This is a genomic window from Arthrobacter sp. P1_D4 (assembly GCF_056406115.1).
Genome location: NZ_JBFUAU010000002.1, coordinates 517,549 through 533,805 on the forward strand (window position 1 = coordinate 517,549; position 16,257 = coordinate 533,805).

The window sequence follows — 16,257 nt, forward strand, 5'->3', positions numbered from 1 at the left end:
CAGATGAGCACCCTGTGGCGCGTCGCCGAGGTGATCCGCGGCGTTCCTGAAACGGAATCCTCCAGAACCATCGGCCTGCGCGTGGACGGGCTGAACGGCAACCTTGCCGGACAGCACATCGATATCCGGCTCACGGCGGACGACGGATACACGGCAGTGCGGTCCTACTCAGTAGCCACAGCCGGCATGGACGAACTCCTGGAGATCACGGTCGACGAACTGGCCAACGGGGAGGTCTCCCCCTATCTGGTCAGAGACCTGATGGTCGGGGACCAGTTGGAGATCCGGGGGCCCGTCGGTGGCTGGTTCGTCTGGCTTCCGACCGACCCCAACCCGGTTCAGCTGATCGCCGGGGGATCCGGCATTGTCCCGCTCATGTCCATGATCCGCGCCCACGAGGCATCCGTGAATCCTTCACAGTTCCGGTTGCTGTACTCGCTGAAATCGCCCGAGGCAGGGTTCTATCGGGAGGAGCTGCTCACCTTGAACCAGGGATCTCCCAAGCTGACGGTCGACTATGTCTATACACGCAAAGTTCCGGAGGGCTGGCCAATGGCCCCGAAGCGACTCACCGCCGAAACACTGTTGGCAAGCATCCTGCCGGCGGACATGGCACCCGACATTTTCATCTGCGGTCAGACGATGTTTGTCGAAACGGTCACAGTGTGGATGGTGCAGGCGGGCTATCCTGCCGCCTCGATCAAGACCGAACGCTTTGGCGGAACGGGAGGAACACGGTGACTGGCAACAACGGCTCCGCTTCCCCTGGTGCTGAGGACCCGCGCCTCGAGGACCAGGATATCGCCGGGACCGCAGGCAATCCGATACCTCATCTTGACGGGAACGCGGCAGCAGGACCCCTGTGGGAACTGTTCCGCATCGACATCATTGCAGCGATCGGTCGGTGCAAGAATTGTGGCGCGGTCAGGGTCTTCGGGGAAGCAGCGGTCTATGCCGATGCCCCGGGAATGGTTGTGCGCTGCAGTTCCTGCGGGGGCGTCCTGCTGCGTCTCGTAGAGACTCCGACCAAATTCTGGCTCGATGTCAGCGGACTCAGCTACCTGCAGATCGACCGGGAGACCTAACGCGCTGCTCTGCTATCCGCACCCCGCCGTGCTCAAGACCGCAGGGGGCGTGAAGAGGTAGTCTGCGACGATGCTGAACACCCTCAACGCTTCATCATGGGCGCCACTGGATCTGGAACAACGACACTCGGCCGGGCGATCGCCAACCAGTGGTGAGTACCTTTCCTCTAGTTATTTGATCAACGTGTCGCCAGTGCGCGGTTAGGCTTACAGTCATGGCGATCATCCACCAGGCAGAACTGCAGCCGACGAAACTTGAGCTTCTCGCAGCGTGGCTGCCCCGCCAGCCCTGGTTCACGGAACCCGGCACGGCAGCGCTGCACAAAGTTGGCTCCTACCGGTTCGACGACCCCGCCGGCGAGGTCGGCATAGAAACCATCATCGTGTCGGTGGGTAACTCCACTTTTCACGTCCCACTCACGTACAGGGCCCAGCCCTTGGCCGGCGCGGAATCCTGGTTGGTCGGAACCATGCAGCACTCGGTCCTCGGCCCGAGGTGGGTTTACGATGCCTGCGCCGATCCAATCTACGTGGCAGCGCTGGCGGCGAGCATCATGCTGGGCCGGCCGCAGGCAGAGCAATACCTCCAAAAAGGGGAAAACCTGGAACTCCTGGCCCAGACGGTCTACGTGCGAAGCACCGGGCCGAAACTCGGTTCAGTCCCTCACGTCTCTTCAGCGGCACCGCGCGCCACCGACGCCGGCACCGCCATCGAGACTGCTGACCTTCACCTGCTTGTTATCCGGCGGCTGGACCTGGATGTGCAACCGGCCGGCCCGCTCGCGCTGACCGGCACCTGGGAAGGTCAGACGGACAACGTCAAACTCGCCGCCATCAGTGATGCCTGACATTTCCGCGGGTTAGGGGCGCCCCACTCCGTCCGCGTCCCGGGGTTGGGTATTGCCTTCCTGCCGTTCAGGCTGGATTCCGTGCTGTTCCCGGAGCTCGCGCCCGCGGCGAATGTCCTCTTCTTCGCGGGCCTGGAGCTTGTCGCTCTGTTTCGTGTCCCGTGGCGGCAATTGGATGGTCTCTTCGGCCTCAATGCCGGCCTGGAGTTGGCGTCCACGCTCCATCTCGGCGTCGAACTCGGCACCGAACAGCAACGACATGTTCAGGATCCAGAGCCACAGCAGCGAGATGATGACGCCGCCGATCGCACCATAGGTCTTCTCGTAGCTATTGAAGTTGGCCACATAGAAAGCGAAGGCCAGGGACGCCAGCAGGAAGATGACCAAGGCGATAGCGGAACCCAGGCTCATCCAGCGGAACTTGGGCTGCTTTACGTTCGGCGTAGCGTAGTAGAGGATGGCGATCACCAGAATCACGAGCAACAGAATCACCGGCCACTTGAGAATGTTCCACGCCGTCAGGACGGCCCCGCCCAGGCCGATCGCGTTGCCGACGGTGTCCGCCACCGGCCCGCTCAGCACGAGCATGGCTGAAAGCACGAGGACGATCAGCACGGCGGCAATGGTGACGGCGAGCATCGTGCCCCGAAGTTTGATGAACGGCCGGCCCTCGTCAATTTCGTAGATCCGGTTCATTGCCCGGCCAAAGGCTCCGACATAGCCGGAGGCGGACCAGAGGGCGGTGAGGATGCCGAGTACCAGGGTGAGGCCGGCAGCGGAGGAACTGCTGAGCTGCTCGATTGGCTGGCGGATCGCGTCCACGGTGTCACCGGGCGCGAATCCTTGAACGATCTCCATGAGAGCGGACGTGGTCTTCTTGGCGTCCCCGAAAATGCCCAGCAACGACACGAGGGCCAACAGCGCCGGGAAAATAGAAAGCACCGCGTAGTAGGTCAGTGCTGCGGCGAGATCCGGGCACTGGTCCTTGGTGAATTCACGCAGGGTCTTTTTGGCGATGTACTTCCACGAGGGCTTAGTGACGTCGGCCGGGCTGTCCGGTTTACGGGAGTCGTCCGGGGCAGGTGCCGTGCGGGCCTTGGCGGTGCTGCTCTCGTCCGTTTCGGCGTCGGTCATGGATTCATTTTCTGCCTTGGTTGGGTTCTTGGCCATTGGAAATTCCTTCGTGGGGTTAAGGGAAATGGCCGGCCGCCCAGCGCATCAGCGAGGGCAGCCGGCCTTATTCAGACGCGGCCTCAGGCCTGCTGAACGTTGTCCTTAGCTTCTGCGGTCCGATCCTTGACGTCCTCCACAGCGGCCTGCCCGTCTGCCTTGAGGTGATCGGTTGCGTCCGCGGCAGTGGCCTTGACGTTCTCCACAGCTTCCTGGGCGGGCGCCTTGAGCCCTTCGGCTACCTGCTTGGCGGCGTCCGTCAGTTCCGTGGTGAGTGGCTCAGCTGCCGATTTGAGGGCATCAGCGGCTTCACGCTCCTTCTGACTGGCCGGGATCAGGGAGGAAACGAGCAGGCCGGCACCAAAGGCGATCAACCCGGCAGCCAGTGGGTTCCCCTGTGTCCTGTTCTTCAGCTGGCCCGGCGCGCCCGCAACTGCGGAGCCCGCGTCGCTCACATGCGAGCCGACGCTTCCGGTGGTGGAGTGGACGTGGTCGGCGGTATGGTCTGCGGCTCCCATGACTTTATCCTTCACTCCGAAGACGGCGTCTTTGACGTTCTCTTTGACTCTGTCCGTCTGCCGCTGGACGATATGCGACGGCGTGACTTTGTCAGCGACGGCGTCCACGTTTGTGCCCAGGCGGGCACGGGTTGCTTCAATATCTGCTCGGATGACATCCGGGTTTTCGCTCATCGTGTTTCCTCGCTGAATCTTAGGAGTTGGGTTTTAGGGTGGGCGGGATTTCCTGGAGGGTTTCAGCCGTCCTCGGCATGCCCTTGATCGCGTTCAGTTCCTTGCGGCCCATGGCTGCCAGAACGGCGGCGACAACTGCCCAGATGACGGCGACAACAACGCCGGACCAGCCCAGTCCCATCACGATCCCCAGCGCCCACCAGAGCGCCAAAGACAGGAACAGGAGCACGAAATGGCCAGCGACGCCGGCGCCGGCGAGCATGCCGGTGCCTTTGCCTGCCCGGGTGGCGGACTGCTTGAGTTCGACCTTGGCCAGTTCCACTTCCTGTCGCATCAGGGTGGACATGTCCCGTGTGACCTCACCGAGGAGGTCACCCAGGGACGTCGATTCAGCCTTTGCCTGCGCGGCTGTGGGAGGCATTTCGCTGCTCATCGACGGCCACCGTCAAAGGGGTCATCGCGCAGCGGATCAGCCTGCTGCAATGGCTCGCCGGCCACGGACTCTGAGGACCGGCGGCCCTGCCCGGCGTCGCGGAGCGGATCGGGAGTTCCCAAATCGGAGTCCAGCGGATTCGGCGGGTAGGTGTCAGCGAGGCCCGCCGTCGTGGTGTGCGGAGCGGGCATCTGTACCGGCGGCGGCGGAACCGCTACCCCGGTATCGGGGATCCGGCCAGCAGTGGACGTGCCGGTAGCGGTAGCGCCCGTCGCTTCGGGGGCGCCGGCGCTCAAGCTGCGGCTGAGACGCCCAGCCAGGACACCGGCTCCAGCCGCGAGCAGGAGGAAGGTGCCCGGGCGCTGCCGGGCAAAGGACTTTACCTCGGTCAGAAGCGAACCCGGATCCCGGCCATCGAGCCAGGACGCAACAGCGGAGGAGCGCTCGGCAGCCTGGCGGACGAGGTCAGTGGCCACGCCGGGCTGGTCAGAAGCGGCAGCCATGGAATGCAATTCGCCGGCGACGGACCGCAGACCTTCGGCGACCTTCTGCTGCTGGGTTCCTGCCTGCTCGGTGAGATCGGACTTTGCCTGGTGCAGCAGGTCCCGGGCATTGGTCTTGACCTCGGCGGCAACGTTGACTGCCTCCGCCTTGGCCGTCCCGGCGACGTTCTGGGCAGCGTCTGCCGCGTGCCGCGTTACGTCCGCAGCTTCGTCCTTGGCCGCTTCCTGTTTGGAGTCAGCACGTCCAGTGCCTTGCGGGGGCACAACTCCAACACCGGCGTACCGGTCCGGGGAAGCTTCGGGTGCTGCCTGGGCCCATGGATTCTGTGTCATCGTTGCTCTCTTTCAGGAATGGTCCGCTTGGGATCGTGACTAGCGCTACCGGATGAAATTAGTAAGCACGGTTACTAACTAGATACTAAGCACACTTGCTATATGTCGCGCAAGGCCTCGACGAAAATCGGACGGTCCACCTTCCGCCCGTCGGGTGAATCGCCGCGCGCCTGTGGGCTGCGCGTGAAAAATAGTAAGCATACTTGCCAAAAGGGAGCCCGGCATGCATAGGGTGGGTATCCAGCGTCGGCGCTTCGTGCCGACGTCGCAGGCAGCGTGACTTTCGTTGCCACCCAATCAGGAAGGTCTTCTTCGTGATACTCGCCCGTGAGCCCAACGCCCGGGACGGTTACCGGCTTCTAACCTCAGCGGCCCGTTTAGTGCAACGCCTCCACGACGACGCCCTGGCGCCACTGGGGTTGACGCGTGCCGCCGTCATCGCGCTGGAAGCCGTGGCACCCCGCCCGATGTACCAGGAACAGCTCGCCGCAAGAGTTCATGTCCAAAGCCAAACGCTCGGCCGCGTCCTTGCCCGGCTCGAGGACGCGGGTCTGGTCACGAGGACGCGAAACCCTGAGGATCGGCGCCAATTTCAGGTTGAGATTACCGACGCCGGCACCGCGGCACTGCAAGCGGCCTCCAGGGCTGAGCGTGCGGCCGTTCCCGCCGACTTCGACGGGTGGGAGGCACTGTCTGAGCAACTCGCCCGGTTTGTGGATTTCTTTCAGACTCCACGGCCCGGCGCCCCAGGCTCCACGGCCCGGCACCCCAGGCTCGACGTGCCCTCCCCGCCCAAGGACGGCCTCCGGCGCCAATGAACTAGCCTCCCGCGGCTGGTTGCCACTGAGCCTCCCCCGCCCGGCGCCACGGCCAGTCGCCGCTTCCAATGCAGTTCGGACCGGCAAGGGGCGAGCAAGACAGAAGGCCGCTGAGCCGGGTATTGCGCGTTACTATGCATGCTGATTAAATCGCCGGTACGGCCGCATTCCACGACCGGTCTACCGAAAGGAAGTACAAAGATGGGAATTCTCGCTTTTCTCATTCTCGGCCTTATCGCCGGAGCTATCGCCAAGGCGGTCCTTCCCGGCCGTCAAGGAGGCGGCTGGCTGATCACACTCGTTGTTGGCGTCGTGGGCGCAATCCTCGGAGGTTGGATCGGCTCGTTGATCTTCGGCGGAGGGCTCGCTGACTTCTTTGACCTGCGGACCTGGCTCCTCTCCATCCTCGGGGCCGTTATTGTGCTCCTGATCTATGGGGCTCTTGCCGGTCGCAGGACCAGGGCGTAGCAGCCTCGAACCTCCGGATGCAGGGCTGCCGCTGAGGACGCCTTGCGACTTCTGTCAGACGGTTGCGGGCCGGTTCTGGAACACCCCGGGAGGAAACTCCCGGCGTTTCTCGGCCCGCGCCGCCGAGTCCAACCTCATGACGTTTCACCTCATGCCGGGCGACCGCCCGCAACGCCTCGCCGAGAACAAGCTTTGAAAGCCTCCGAGCGCAGCTCCGACGGCCGGTTCCGGCGTCGCCGTCGTAAGTAGTAGTCGCCAAAGCGGCAGGAGTCATTGCTCCGCGCGCATCCGGCACCGTGAGACCAGAGATGCTAAACAGCAAGGAGATAGACATGGACAACCTATTCCGCCGCACGGGCATCGACGTGCCCGAACCAGTCCGGCGCTTCCTGCAAGGCGAGACGGACACCTGGCTCAGGGTCGAAGAATACCGGGACGGAAACACCTTGGTGGTCAGAACCGACATCCCCGGCATCGACCCGGACAAGGACATCGATATCACCGTCACCGAGGGCAGCCTGAATATCGCTGCCCGGCGCACCGAGCCCGCGCACAAGGATCAACCGGGTTACCGAAGCGAAGTGCGGTACGGCGAATATTCGCGAAGCGTCCCGCTGCCCCGCGGCGCGGACCCTGACACCGTGGAGGCCAGCTACATCGACGGTGTCTTGGAAATCCGCGCCCAAATCCCGGAGCAGTCCGGACCGTCCGCCACGAAAGTCCACGTCTCCCGCGGTGGAAACCAGTCACCGGAAGCACCGGAGAACTTCGTGACATGAACGGCATTTCCGGCACATGACTCACCCGGCACCCACCGGCGACCGCGTGCGCCTTCTGGCATGGCAAAGGGGCGGCCGGTCTTGGTGCACTGGCGCCCAGCCTCGCCACGCCTCCGCAGCCCCCGCCCCGGAAATTTGAGACAGAGCGGAAACCACCTCATGACTATCAAGATCAACGACGCGGCGCTGCGTCATGCTCGGCAGCTCATCAAGGACTCGAGGTTTGCCCGGGATACCCGTGACGATTGGAGCGAGCACGCGCCCGACGCCGAGGCAGAAAACGCATTCATCGACAAGCACGGGTACAAGGAGTACGGCACGTGGCATCTGGGCGAAGACGCCGAGAAGACGCACGACACGAAGGGGCGCTACAGCTTTCCCTTCGGTGATTTCCGCCGGCTGCATCGCTGCGCGATTCTCGCCATCCAGAGCCGGGCCGCCCAGAATAACTACGATGACATCGCCGCCGCAGCGAAGTCCCTGCTCGACGAACTGGACCAAGACTAGACCTGGTCCAGTTCACCATTCTCTCTCCGCCATCGCCTCGCGCAAGGACCCCACCTGTACGGCCTGGAATGCCCGCCACGGGTGTCCTCACCGGCCCGTCTCTTGGGCGCCGGGCTTCCCAGCGTGCCCTCCGGCGGAGCCCAGCCGCCGGGAGCCCACCTATTCATAAGGGGGCTTCCTAATCTAACCGGGCTCGTGATATAACACGGAAAACGGCGCGGGAGAACTCCCTGCGCAACGGGACCGGTCCCAGCTCCTAATCGAATGGCGGCGCATTCCATTGGACATTTCCCACCGGCTCCAAGCCGGACTGGCGGTGGCGACAACGTTCATCCCCAGTCTCCGCTCTCTTTCGGCTTCAGGCCGCCGCTCGCGAAGGTCTCGCGCAGGACCCTGACCGTGCCAGAACTGCGGGTCGGCCTCGGAAGTTCTCAGCTGAGCACACTGCCGGCTGATCATCGCCCCTCCCGGAGTTCGCAGTGCCGCGGACGCTTCCCAAGCACCGGACAGCACCAAAGGGTCCTGTCCGGTACCGGTCGGGCGGTCCATCAAGGGCTCCTGACCGGAGCCACTATTTCAACCGAAGAGATCCAAGGAGAGGTCATGCTCACCACCGAACAAATTGACCGTCTGCTCAGCCAAGGCGCAAATGTCCTGTCGGGAGACGGAGAAAAGATCGGCTCCATCGGCCAGGTCTTCGTAGACAACGAAGCCGGCCAGCCCAGCTGGGTAACCGTTCGTACGGGCCTGTTCGGGATGTCGGAATCATTTGTTCCCCTCGAGGGTGCTCGGCTGGAGGGCAATGACATCGTCGTCCCGTACAACAAAAATCAGGTCAAGGACGCGCCAAGGATCGACGCCGATCGGCCTCTGGAGCCTGCCGAGGAAGACCGGCTCTACCAGCATTACCGGATGGACAGCGGACGCACCTACACGGACGCGGATACAGCTGACGCAGCATCCGCCACACGACAGGACGCCTCCGGAACCGAGCGCGCCGAGACCCGCGACGCCACGGGCACAGCCGGATACGGCACAGCGACACCCACCACCGACGCCGCGACGCCACCCACGACACGACAGGACGCCTCCGGAACCGACCGCGCCCAAACCCGCGACGCCGCTGATACGAACCGCGCCGAGACCCGCGACGCCACGGGCACAGCCGGATACGGCACAGCGACACCCACCACCGACGCCGCAACGCCACCCACGACACGGCAGGACACCACCGGAACCCACCGCGCCCAAACCCGCGACGCCGCTGATACGAACCGCGCCGAGACCCCCGACGCCACGGGCACAGCCGGATACGGCACAGCGACACCCACCACCGACGCCGCAACGCCACCCACGACACGGCAGGACACCACCGGAATCGACCGCGCCGGAACCCGCGACGCCACGGGCCGGGGGCGCCTGCGCAAATACGTCACGACGGAAACCGTCACCAGGACGGTGCCAGTGCAACGCGAAGAGGTTCGAATCGAGCGGGAACCGATTGCCGAGGAAGACCGCGGCGAGGTCTCGAACCGACCGGCCAGCGACGACGAGGTAATCCTTCACGAAGAGCGCGTCATAGTGACCAAGGAGACCGTCCCGGTTGAACGGGTCCGCATCGTTACTGAAACGGTCGCAGATGAAGTCACCATCCGTGAGAAGGTCCACAAGGAACACTTTGACGGCGAAAGCGGCGAGGACAGCGAGGGCACCGAGGGCACCGACGCCAGCCGCGGCTGAACATGCGGATTGTTTAGATGCCCCGGGCAAGGGCTGCGACCCATAGCCCCGGGCATCTTGTTGTCGGAACGGGGGTGCGAGCGATTGGTGGCCCCCGGCCGCACCCCTCCGCCGGCGGGGCTATTGGGATCCCCTGCCCACCGGTACGGCTATGGCCTCTCGCCTGCGGCAGTGCCAGTATGTTGGGAATCAGGCTGAACCACGGAGCCTGGCTCCGGGCGGAAAGGACTCGAGGTCATGACCTACATCAACAACTTCGACGATGTGGGGCGCGGCGMCGTCGCCGCGGCAGGCGGCAAGGGCGTCGGTCTGGGCGGCCTCAGCCAGGGAGGACTGCCGGTCCCGCCGGGGTTCGTGTTGAACACCGCAGCATACGCGGATTATGTGGCTGCCAACCATCTCGAGGCCGGCATCCATGAACTGGCTGTTCTGTCGCCGCACGCGGCGCCACAGGACTACGAAGAAGCCTCGAAACGGATCCGCGCCCTTTTCACCGGCGGCACCATGCCACACGCCATCGCGGCGGAACTCGGCGGCGCCTACGGGAGGCTAGGCGACGCAGACACAGCCGTGGCGGTGCGCTCCTCCGCCACGGCCGAGGACCTCGCCTCAGCCAGCTTCGCCGGGCAACAGGAAACCTACCTCAACGTCCGGGGGACGGAGGCTGTGGCCGCGGCCGTGATTGAGTGCTGGGCCTCCCTGTGGACAGCGCGTGCCATGGCCTACCGCGCCCGTGAAGGCATCGACCCGGACACGGTGCGCCTCGCCGTCGTGGTCCAGCAGATGGTCGACGCCGAGGCGGCCGGGGTGATGTTCACCGCCAATCCGGCCAACGGGCGCCGCGACCAGACGGTGATCAGTGCCGCGTGGGGCCTGGGCGAGTCCGTTGTCAGCGGATCGGTCACCACGGACGACCTCGTCGTCGAAGCCGGGACGGGCCGTGTGCTGTCCCGCCGGACAGCTGACAAGGAGGTCATGACCGTCAACGCGGAGCGCGGCACCCTGGAGCAGCCGGTGCCGGCGACGCGCCGCCGGCAGGCCGTATTGGACGACCGGGCGGCGGCCGAGCTGGCCGGTTACGGAACACGGATTACGGAGCATTTCGGGACGCCGCAGGATATCGAGTGGGCACGCGCCGGTGGCGAGTTCTTCATCCTGCAATCCCGGCCCATCACCGCGCTGCCCGACCCGGCAGCCGACATCCCGGACACCTGGCCGGTGCCCTACCGGCACGGGCTCTACTTCCGGGCAAGCATCGTTGAGCAGCTGCCCGACCCCCTCTCGCCGCTGTTCGCCGACCTCATTGACGGCTCGGTGTCACGGTCGCTGAGGGCCCTGATGGCCGGCGCCGTCGGCAAGGAGGTCATCCGCGAGGACGACGTCGGGCTGCCCACTATCAACGGCTACGCCTACTACTATTACCGCAACTCGGGAATGTGGCGGGTGATGGGCAAATCGCTGACGGCGATGCGTGCGCTGGCCCGCGGCAAGGCGCATATGGGAGTGGCGGGCTGGCGGGAATTTTCGCATCCCCGCTACGAGCAGGTGATCAAGGACTGGTCCGCGAAGCCCGTCGGGGAGCTCTCCGGAGAGGAACTGCTGGCGGGTGTGCAGACGCTGCTTGACGCCGGCACGGTGTACTACACGGCCGTGCAGTCCATCATTCCGATCGCCGCAACAAGCGAAATCTCCTTCCGGGCCTACTACGACAAGTTCGTTCGGCGCGACGGCGATCCCCCCGCCCAGACTTTCCTCCTCGGTTACGACAGCGAACCCATCCGCGCAGAGAAGTCGCTGTACGACCTCGCAGCCTGGGCCCGGGACGTCCCGGGGCTGGCTCCGGCGATCCTCAACGAACCCACCGCCGCGCTGGCCGGGCCGCAACGCACCGGGTTCCCGCCTGCCGGAGTGGACCCGGCACCCTGGCAGCAATGGCAGGCCCGCTTCCAGGAGCACCTCGGCCGGTTCGGCCATGCGGTCTATAACCTGGACTTCGTCAGTCCGGTGCCTGCCGACGATCCCTCGCCGCTGCTGGAGACGGTGAAGTTTTACCTGCGGGGACAGGGCAATGACCCTTACGAGCGCCAGCGGCTCTCGGCCGCCCGTCGCGAGGATGAAACCCGCCGAATCGTCGCCCGGCTCGGGCCGAGGCGCCGGGCCGCATTCCTCCGGCTGCTCCGGTGGGCGCAAAACGCAGCCCCGATCCGCGAGGACGCCCTGGCCGACGTCGGGCTGGCGTGGCCGCTGCTGAGGCGGATGCTGTTCGAGCTGGGCCGACGGCTCGTCGGCTCCGCAGTCATCGCCGAGCCCGCCGACGTCTTCTGGCTGCGCCACCGGGAGTTGCGCAGCGCCGTCGAGTTCGGACTTGCCGGGTCGGGCACACCGGCAGCCGTGGCAATTACCGGGGCAGACCGGCCCGTCCGCGCCGGCGCCGTCGAGGAGCGCAAGATGCTGTGGCGGGGCCAGGCCAAGGCCGCTGCCCCGCAGCTGTTGCCGGAGAGCCGGTGGATGGAGCGGGCCTTCGGCTCAATGATGCCGGCAGGCCCACAGGATCAGCTCGGCGACGTCATCAAGGGCGTAGGCGCCAGCGCGGGCCGGGTCACCGCCCCGGCCCGCGTCCTGAGGGGCCCACAGGATTTCGGCCTGATGGAGCCCGGGGACGTCCTGGTAGCCCGCATCACCACCCCGGCCTGGACCTCGCTGTTCGCGATGGCCTCCGCCGTGGTGACCGACGTCGGCGGGCCGTTGAGCCACAGCTCGATCGTGGCCCGCGAGTACGGCATCCCGGCCGTGCTTGGCACAGGCGTGGCCACCCAGCGGCTCACCAGCGGCCAACGGATCCGCGTTGACGGCGACGCCGGCACCGTCACGGTCGCAGACTGACCGCGTCATCAGGACAGTTCCCCGAGTTCCGCCGACCACGGAGGATTGGCGCCCTTTCGGGAGCAGGTGATCGCCGCTGCACGGTTCGCGTACGAGGCGACTGCGTGGAGCTGATCCAGGGTCAGGGTCTGCAGTTGCCGTCTTCCCTCCGCCCCGAGCGCTCCAAGTTTGGCGAGTCCGGAAATAAGCCCCGCCATGAAGGAATCACCGGCGCCCACAGTATCTGACACTCGGATCGGTTCAGCTGCCATCTCGGCCCGCCCGTTTCCGGACAGGATGACCGGGCCTGAGGCTCCGCGCGTCAGGGCCACCACCGCCGGCCCCAGTTCCAGCCAGGCCCGCAGGGATACTTCCGGTGCCCGGTCCGGGTAGAGCCAGCGCAGGTCTTCGTCGCTGGCTTTGACAATGTCGCTCGCCGCCACGAACACTTCCGCCTGCCGGCGTGCCGCAGCCGCATCGGGGCTGATCGCGGGCCGGCAATTGGGATCGAAACTGGTCGTCGCGTGTTCCCGGGCGGCCTCTACCAGGGCAAGGGTGGCCTGCTCCCCCGGCGGGAGCACCGTGGCGATAGATCCCGTGTGGACGTGGGTGGAACCTTTGACGGCAGCGAGGGCCAGGAGAGACGCCCCACTGATTGCCCAGGTGATCGAGAAGGCGTATTCGGCGGCACCGTCAGATCCCAGGGTGGCGAGGGCTGTAGATGTGGCCGCGCTTCCGCCGTTGACCACCTGGACGCCGTTCGTTTGCAGATGCTCTTCGAGCAGGTGTCCGTGCGGGTCAAGGCCATAGTGGGTCACCAGGATTGTCCTGAGGTCGAGGCGTGCAGCCCCCACTGCCACGTTGAGGGGGCTGCCCCCGGGGTGGGCCTGGCCGCCGGCAGGACCGCGGGGGTCGCGGATGATGTCGACAAGGGATTCGCCAATGACCGTCAGGACACCGTCCCCCGCGGGGAGGCGGGGCGCCGCGGTGGCGTCGGTGATGCGCATCAGCGGCCCGGGTAGACGACAGTTTTGAGCTGACCGGCCTGCTTGCCCGCTTTGAGTGCTTCTTCCGAGTCGGCCAGCGCAAACTTGCCGGTCACCAGGATGTCCAGATCTACTTTTCCGTCCGCGATCAGCTGGATGGCCAGCGGCCAGGTGTTGGTGTAGCGGAAGACGCCCGAGAGCCAGATTTCGCGGTTCTGGATGTAGGAGACGGGGAGTTCGACGTCGTCGGCTCCGAGCCCGACCAGGATGACCCGGCCGGCCGGTCCAACGGCTTTGATGCCGGAACGGACAGCCTGCGGGGCGCCGGAGGCGTCAATGAAGGCATCGACGTCGAGCCCTTCGGTACTGTCCGTCAAGGCGTTCAAGGCATGGGTGGCGCCGTGTTCCAGGGCGAAAGCGAGCCTTTCTTCTGCAATGTCCGTGATGTAGATTTCGGTCGCCCCGTAAGCGCGGGCGGCTTGGGCGGCGATGATGCCGATGGGGCCGGCTCCGGCGATCAGGACCCGGCTGCCGGGCTTGATCTGGGCGCGTTCGCAGGCCCAGAGGCCGACGGAGAGTGGTTCGATGAGGGCTGCCGCCTCGTCGCTGACGCTGTCTGGGATGTCGTAAGCGAAGTCGTCCTGGATCCTCACGTATTCGGTGAAAGCTCCGTCGATCGGCGGGGTGGCGTAGAACTCGATGTCCGGGCACAGGTTGTACCGTCCGGCCTTGCACTGCTTGCAGGTGCGGCAGGGCCGCTGGGGTTCGACGGCGACCCGCCGGCCAACCCGGGAGGGGTCCACGTCGCTGCCGACGGCGGCGATGCGTCCGGAGAGCTCGTGGCCCAGGATCAGCGGGTGGTCCACGACGTAGTCGCCGATCCGGCCGTGCTCATAGTAATGGACGTCGCTGCCGCACACACCGACGGCGGCGACCTGCACCAGGACCTGGTCCGCGTCCAGCTCCGGGACGGACAGTGTTTCCATGGCCATGTCGCCCTGGCGCTTGAGCACGGCGGCGCGCATGGTGGCGGGCACTTCCGGATGTCCGGGGGTGCGGGACTGTGCGGTTGATGTGGTCATCGAAGGGATCCTTTGCGGTTTGAAGAGGCGGTGGCGGGCTATTTGACGGCGCTATTTCACTGCACCAAGGGAGAGACCCTGGACGAGTTTGTCCTGGGCGGCGAACCCTGCGAACAGCACCGGCAGGGAAATCACGACGGCGGCGGCGCAGACCTTGGCAATGAACAGGCCCTGGCCCGAGACAAAGCCGGTGAGGAAGACCGGGGCGGTGCCGGCCACGACGCCGGTGAGGACCCGCGCCAGGAGGAGTTCGTTCCAGCTGAAGATGAAGCAGATCAGCGCGGTGGCGGCGATGCCGGGCATTGCCACCGGGGCGATGACCTTTCGGAGCGTGAGCAGCAGGGTGGCGCCGTCGATCTGGGCGGCCTCAAGCATTTCGACGGGCACTTCGGCAAGGAAGGACCGCATCATCCACACGGCGATGGGCAGGTTCATCGAGGTGTACATCAGGACCAGGAACCAGATGTTATCCAGCGCGCCGGCGGTTTTGGCGAAGAGGTAGAGCGGCAGGACTGCGGCGACGACGGGCATCATCTTCGTGGAGAGAAAGAAGAACAGAACGTCGGTCCACTTTTTAACCGGCCGGATTGACAGGGCGTACGCGGCGGGGATGGCCAGCAGCAGGACGAGGATGGTGGAGAAGATCGAGGCGGTGGCGGAGTTAATCAGCGACGGCCAGGGGCTGACGCCGGAAGTTGCGCCGAAGAACTCCTTGTAGGCGTCCAGGTTAAGGTCGGCGGCGATCGACGGCGGGTTGGTGGCTGCGTCAATTTCGGAATGGAACGAGGTAAGGATCATCCACAGGACCGGCACCGCGAACAGCAGGGCCAGCAGCCAGGCGGCAATGCCGGCGGCGGTGTTGTTGCGGGTGGGGTCCATGCGTGACTTGCCCCGGCGTCGTGATCCCGTGGTCGAGGTGGACGGGGTGGGGACTGATGACCTGGGCCCGGCGGGGGTGAGGGTGCTCATCGTGCTGCCTCCTTCTTGAAGAGCGAGAATACGGTGCGGAGTGCGAAGGTCGCCACGAAGATGGTGCCGATGACCACCACGACGCCGGCCGCTGAGGCCAGGCCGTATTCGTTGGCGTAATAGAACGTCTCGTAGATGGCGTAGGGCAGGTTGGCCGTGCCGAGGCCGCCGGAGGTGATGACGAAGGTGGCGTCGAAGTTCTGCACGATGTAGATGGCCCCGAGCAGTCCACCGAGTTCCAGATACTGGCGCAGGTGCGGGAGGGTGAGGTGGCGGAAAATTGCCCAGGGAGTGGCACCGTCCATCTGGGCAGCTTCAACGGTGTCCATGGGGCGGGACTGCAGGCCGGCGAGCAGGATGAGCATCATGAACGGGGTCCACTGCCAGACCAGGGAGACGATGATGGCCATCAGGGGTGCCGACGACAGCAGGTCCGGCTGCGGCGGGGCGTCGGAGCCGAAGAGCGACCAGATCCAGGTGAGGGAGCCGTTGATCAGACCGTAGACCGGGTTGAGGATGGCGTGCTTCCAGATGAGTGCAGCCGCGACCGGAACGATGAGGAAGGGTGCGATCAGCAGAGTCCGGGCCAGGCCCCGGCCAATGAACTTTTTGTCCAGGAGCAGGGCCAGGCCGAGGCCGAGGCCGAGGCTGACCAGGACCACCGAGACGGTCTCGACGATGGTGGTGAGGATTGCCTGGAGCATGTACGGGTCGGTGACCACCTGGATGTAGTTCTCGAACCCGGCGAATCCGGTCTTGTCCGGGCTCAGGCTGTTCCAGTTCATGAACGAAATGATCAGGGTCACCACGAATGGAAGCTGGGTGACGATGATGAGGAAGATCAGGGCCGGCAGCAGCGGTGCCCGCCGTGCCCAAGCCACTGCGCGTTCCCGCGCCCTGGCGTTCCTGGATGGTTTGGCTGTGCTGCTCCCTTGCCGGGAGACGCGCGCCGTTGCGGTAGTCATAATGTTCTCCTGCGGTT

At 65.3% G+C, this 16,257-nt stretch carries 17 protein-coding genes; 9 read left to right on the forward strand and 8 right to left on the reverse strand.

The genetic code is table 11. The features are described from left to right. Positions 1 to 3 precede the first annotated feature (3 nt). From AC1D0A_RS03385 to AC1D0A_RS03395, 3 genes are all read left to right on the forward strand, one after another. The gene (locus tag AC1D0A_RS03385; RefSeq protein WP_243177461.1) at positions 4 to 741 is read left to right on the forward strand and encodes an FAD-binding oxidoreductase; all 738 of its coding nucleotides are present in this window, start codon (positions 4 to 6) and stop codon (positions 739 to 741) included. Beyond that, positions 738 to 1,085, forward strand: coding sequence for a DUF6510 family protein (locus AC1D0A_RS03390; protein ID WP_243177459.1), 348 nt, complete (start codon positions 738 to 740; stop codon positions 1,083 to 1,085). The genes AC1D0A_RS03385 and AC1D0A_RS03390 overlap by 4 nt, the downstream gene beginning before the upstream one ends. Positions 1,086 to 1,300: 215 nt before the next feature. Further along, positions 1,301 to 1,933: a CG0192-related protein gene (locus tag AC1D0A_RS03395; protein ID WP_476945193.1), complete on the forward strand. Its 633-nt coding sequence runs from the start codon at positions 1,301 to 1,303 to the stop codon at positions 1,931 to 1,933. 12 nt (positions 1,934 to 1,945) lie between these two features. Here the strand turns inward: AC1D0A_RS03395 and AC1D0A_RS03400 are convergent, their stop codons facing one another. From AC1D0A_RS03400 to AC1D0A_RS03415, 4 genes are all read right to left on the reverse strand, one after another. Next, positions 1,946 to 3,103 (reverse strand): YihY/virulence factor BrkB family protein, encoded by a 1,158-nt coding sequence (locus AC1D0A_RS03400; protein WP_476945194.1) that lies wholly within the window; start codon positions 3,101 to 3,103, stop codon positions 1,946 to 1,948. Positions 3,104 to 3,186: 83 nt separating this feature from the next. Continuing rightward, positions 3,187 to 3,795 (reverse strand): DUF3618 domain-containing protein, encoded by a 609-nt coding sequence (locus AC1D0A_RS03405; protein ID WP_028276271.1) that lies wholly within the window; start codon positions 3,793 to 3,795, stop codon positions 3,187 to 3,189. A 19-nt stretch (positions 3,796 to 3,814) separates the two neighbouring features. Continuing rightward, on the reverse strand, positions 3,815 to 4,228 hold the full coding sequence (locus AC1D0A_RS03410) for a phage holin family protein (RefSeq protein WP_028276270.1): 414 nt from the start codon (positions 4,226 to 4,228) through the stop codon (positions 3,815 to 3,817). Next, positions 4,225 to 5,064: a hypothetical protein gene (locus tag AC1D0A_RS03415; protein ID WP_476945195.1), complete on the reverse strand. Its 840-nt coding sequence runs from the start codon at positions 5,062 to 5,064 to the stop codon at positions 4,225 to 4,227. Before AC1D0A_RS03415 ends, AC1D0A_RS03410 begins: the two co-directional genes overlap by 4 nt. 314 nt (positions 5,065 to 5,378) lie before the next feature. On the opposite strand from AC1D0A_RS03415, the gene AC1D0A_RS03420 reads away from it, so the two are divergent. The 6 genes from AC1D0A_RS03420 to AC1D0A_RS03445 all read left to right on the forward strand — a co-directional run bounded on the left by AC1D0A_RS03420 (position 5,379) and on the right by AC1D0A_RS03445 (position 12,259). Next, a complete protein-coding gene (locus AC1D0A_RS03420) occupies positions 5,379 to 5,882 on the forward strand; it encodes a MarR family winged helix-turn-helix transcriptional regulator (protein WP_476945196.1) in 504 nt (167 codons plus the stop codon). Positions 5,883 to 6,083: 201 nt separating this feature from the next. Further along, entirely contained in the window at positions 6,084 to 6,350 is a 267-nt protein-coding gene (locus AC1D0A_RS03425; protein WP_028276267.1) for a GlsB/YeaQ/YmgE family stress response membrane protein, read from the forward strand. Between the two features lie 332 nt (positions 6,351 to 6,682). Next, the gene (locus AC1D0A_RS03430) at positions 6,683 to 7,129 is read left to right on the forward strand and encodes an Hsp20/alpha crystallin family protein (protein WP_243177448.1); all 447 of its coding nucleotides are present in this window, start codon (positions 6,683 to 6,685) and stop codon (positions 7,127 to 7,129) included. Positions 7,130 to 7,288: 159 nt separating this feature from the next. After that, the gene (locus AC1D0A_RS03435; RefSeq protein ID WP_476945197.1) at positions 7,289 to 7,636 is read left to right on the forward strand and encodes a hypothetical protein; all 348 of its coding nucleotides are present in this window, start codon (positions 7,289 to 7,291) and stop codon (positions 7,634 to 7,636) included. A 603-nt stretch (positions 7,637 to 8,239) separates the two neighbouring features. Continuing rightward, positions 8,240 to 9,376 (forward strand): PRC and DUF2382 domain-containing protein, encoded by a 1,137-nt coding sequence (locus AC1D0A_RS03440; RefSeq protein ID WP_476945198.1) that lies wholly within the window; start codon positions 8,240 to 8,242, stop codon positions 9,374 to 9,376. Positions 9,377 to 9,613: 237 nt separating this feature from the next. After that, a complete protein-coding gene (locus tag AC1D0A_RS03445) occupies positions 9,614 to 12,259 on the forward strand; it encodes a PEP/pyruvate-binding domain-containing protein (RefSeq protein WP_476945199.1) in 2,646 nt (881 codons plus the stop codon). 8 nt (positions 12,260 to 12,267) lie between these two features. On the opposite strand, the gene AC1D0A_RS03450 is transcribed toward AC1D0A_RS03445, so the two are convergent. The 4 genes from AC1D0A_RS03450 to AC1D0A_RS03465 are packed head-to-tail and all read right to left on the reverse strand — an operon-like array spanning position 12,268 to position 16,240. Further along, positions 12,268 to 13,245: a carbohydrate kinase family protein gene (locus AC1D0A_RS03450; RefSeq protein WP_476945200.1), complete on the reverse strand. Its 978-nt coding sequence runs from the start codon at positions 13,243 to 13,245 to the stop codon at positions 12,268 to 12,270. Further along, on the reverse strand, positions 13,245 to 14,306 hold the full coding sequence (locus AC1D0A_RS03455) for an NAD(P)-dependent alcohol dehydrogenase (RefSeq protein ID WP_476944555.1): 1,062 nt from the start codon (positions 14,304 to 14,306) through the stop codon (positions 13,245 to 13,247). Before AC1D0A_RS03455 ends, AC1D0A_RS03450 begins: the two co-directional genes overlap by 1 nt. 51 nt (positions 14,307 to 14,357) lie before the next feature. Next, complete coding sequence (locus tag AC1D0A_RS03460) at positions 14,358 to 15,275, reverse strand: carbohydrate ABC transporter permease (RefSeq protein ID WP_243177441.1); 918 nt, start codon at positions 15,273 to 15,275, stop codon at positions 14,358 to 14,360. Further along, the gene (locus AC1D0A_RS03465) at positions 15,272 to 16,240 is read right to left on the reverse strand and encodes a carbohydrate ABC transporter permease (RefSeq protein ID WP_476944554.1); all 969 of its coding nucleotides are present in this window, start codon (positions 16,238 to 16,240) and stop codon (positions 15,272 to 15,274) included. The genes AC1D0A_RS03460 and AC1D0A_RS03465 overlap by 4 nt, the downstream gene beginning before the upstream one ends. Positions 16,241 to 16,257 lie beyond the last annotated feature (17 nt).

Excerpts from the sequence above, each read along its gene's own strand:
- AC1D0A_RS03460 (WP_243177441.1), bottom strand. The coding sequence starts at position 15,275 with ATGAGCACCCTCACCCCCGCCGGGCCCAGGTCATCAGTCCCCACCCCG.
- AC1D0A_RS03395 (WP_476945193.1), top strand. The coding sequence starts at position 1,301 with ATGGCGATCATCCACCAGGCAGAACTGCAGCCGACGAAACTTGAGCTT.
- AC1D0A_RS03450 (WP_476945200.1), bottom strand. The coding sequence starts at position 13,245 with ATGCGCATCACCGACGCCACCGCGGCGCCCCGCCTCCCCGCGGGGGAC.
- AC1D0A_RS03435 (WP_476945197.1), top strand. The coding sequence starts at position 7,289 with ATGACTATCAAGATCAACGACGCGGCGCTGCGTCATGCTCGGCAGCTC.
- AC1D0A_RS03385 (WP_243177461.1), top strand. The coding sequence starts at position 4 with ATGAGCACCCTGTGGCGCGTCGCCGAGGTGATCCGCGGCGTTCCTGAA.
- AC1D0A_RS03400 (WP_476945194.1), bottom strand. The coding sequence starts at position 3,103 with ATGGCCAAGAACCCAACCAAGGCAGAAAATGAATCCATGACCGACGCC.
- AC1D0A_RS03415 (WP_476945195.1), bottom strand. The coding sequence starts at position 5,064 with ATGACACAGAATCCATGGGCCCAGGCAGCACCCGAAGCTTCCCCGGAC.
- AC1D0A_RS03440 (WP_476945198.1), top strand. The coding sequence starts at position 8,240 with ATGCTCACCACCGAACAAATTGACCGTCTGCTCAGCCAAGGCGCAAAT.
- AC1D0A_RS03425 (WP_028276267.1), top strand. The coding sequence starts at position 6,084 with ATGGGAATTCTCGCTTTTCTCATTCTCGGCCTTATCGCCGGAGCTATC.
- AC1D0A_RS03405 (WP_028276271.1), bottom strand. The coding sequence starts at position 3,795 with ATGAGCGAAAACCCGGATGTCATCCGAGCAGATATTGAAGCAACCCGT.
- AC1D0A_RS03410 (WP_028276270.1), bottom strand. The coding sequence starts at position 4,228 with ATGAGCAGCGAAATGCCTCCCACAGCCGCGCAGGCAAAGGCTGAATCG.
- AC1D0A_RS03455 (WP_476944555.1), bottom strand. The coding sequence starts at position 14,306 with ATGACCACATCAACCGCACAGTCCCGCACCCCCGGACATCCGGAAGTG.
- AC1D0A_RS03430 (WP_243177448.1), top strand. The coding sequence starts at position 6,683 with ATGGACAACCTATTCCGCCGCACGGGCATCGACGTGCCCGAACCAGTC.
- AC1D0A_RS03465 (WP_476944554.1), bottom strand. The coding sequence starts at position 16,240 with ATGACTACCGCAACGGCGCGCGTCTCCCGGCAAGGGAGCAGCACAGCC.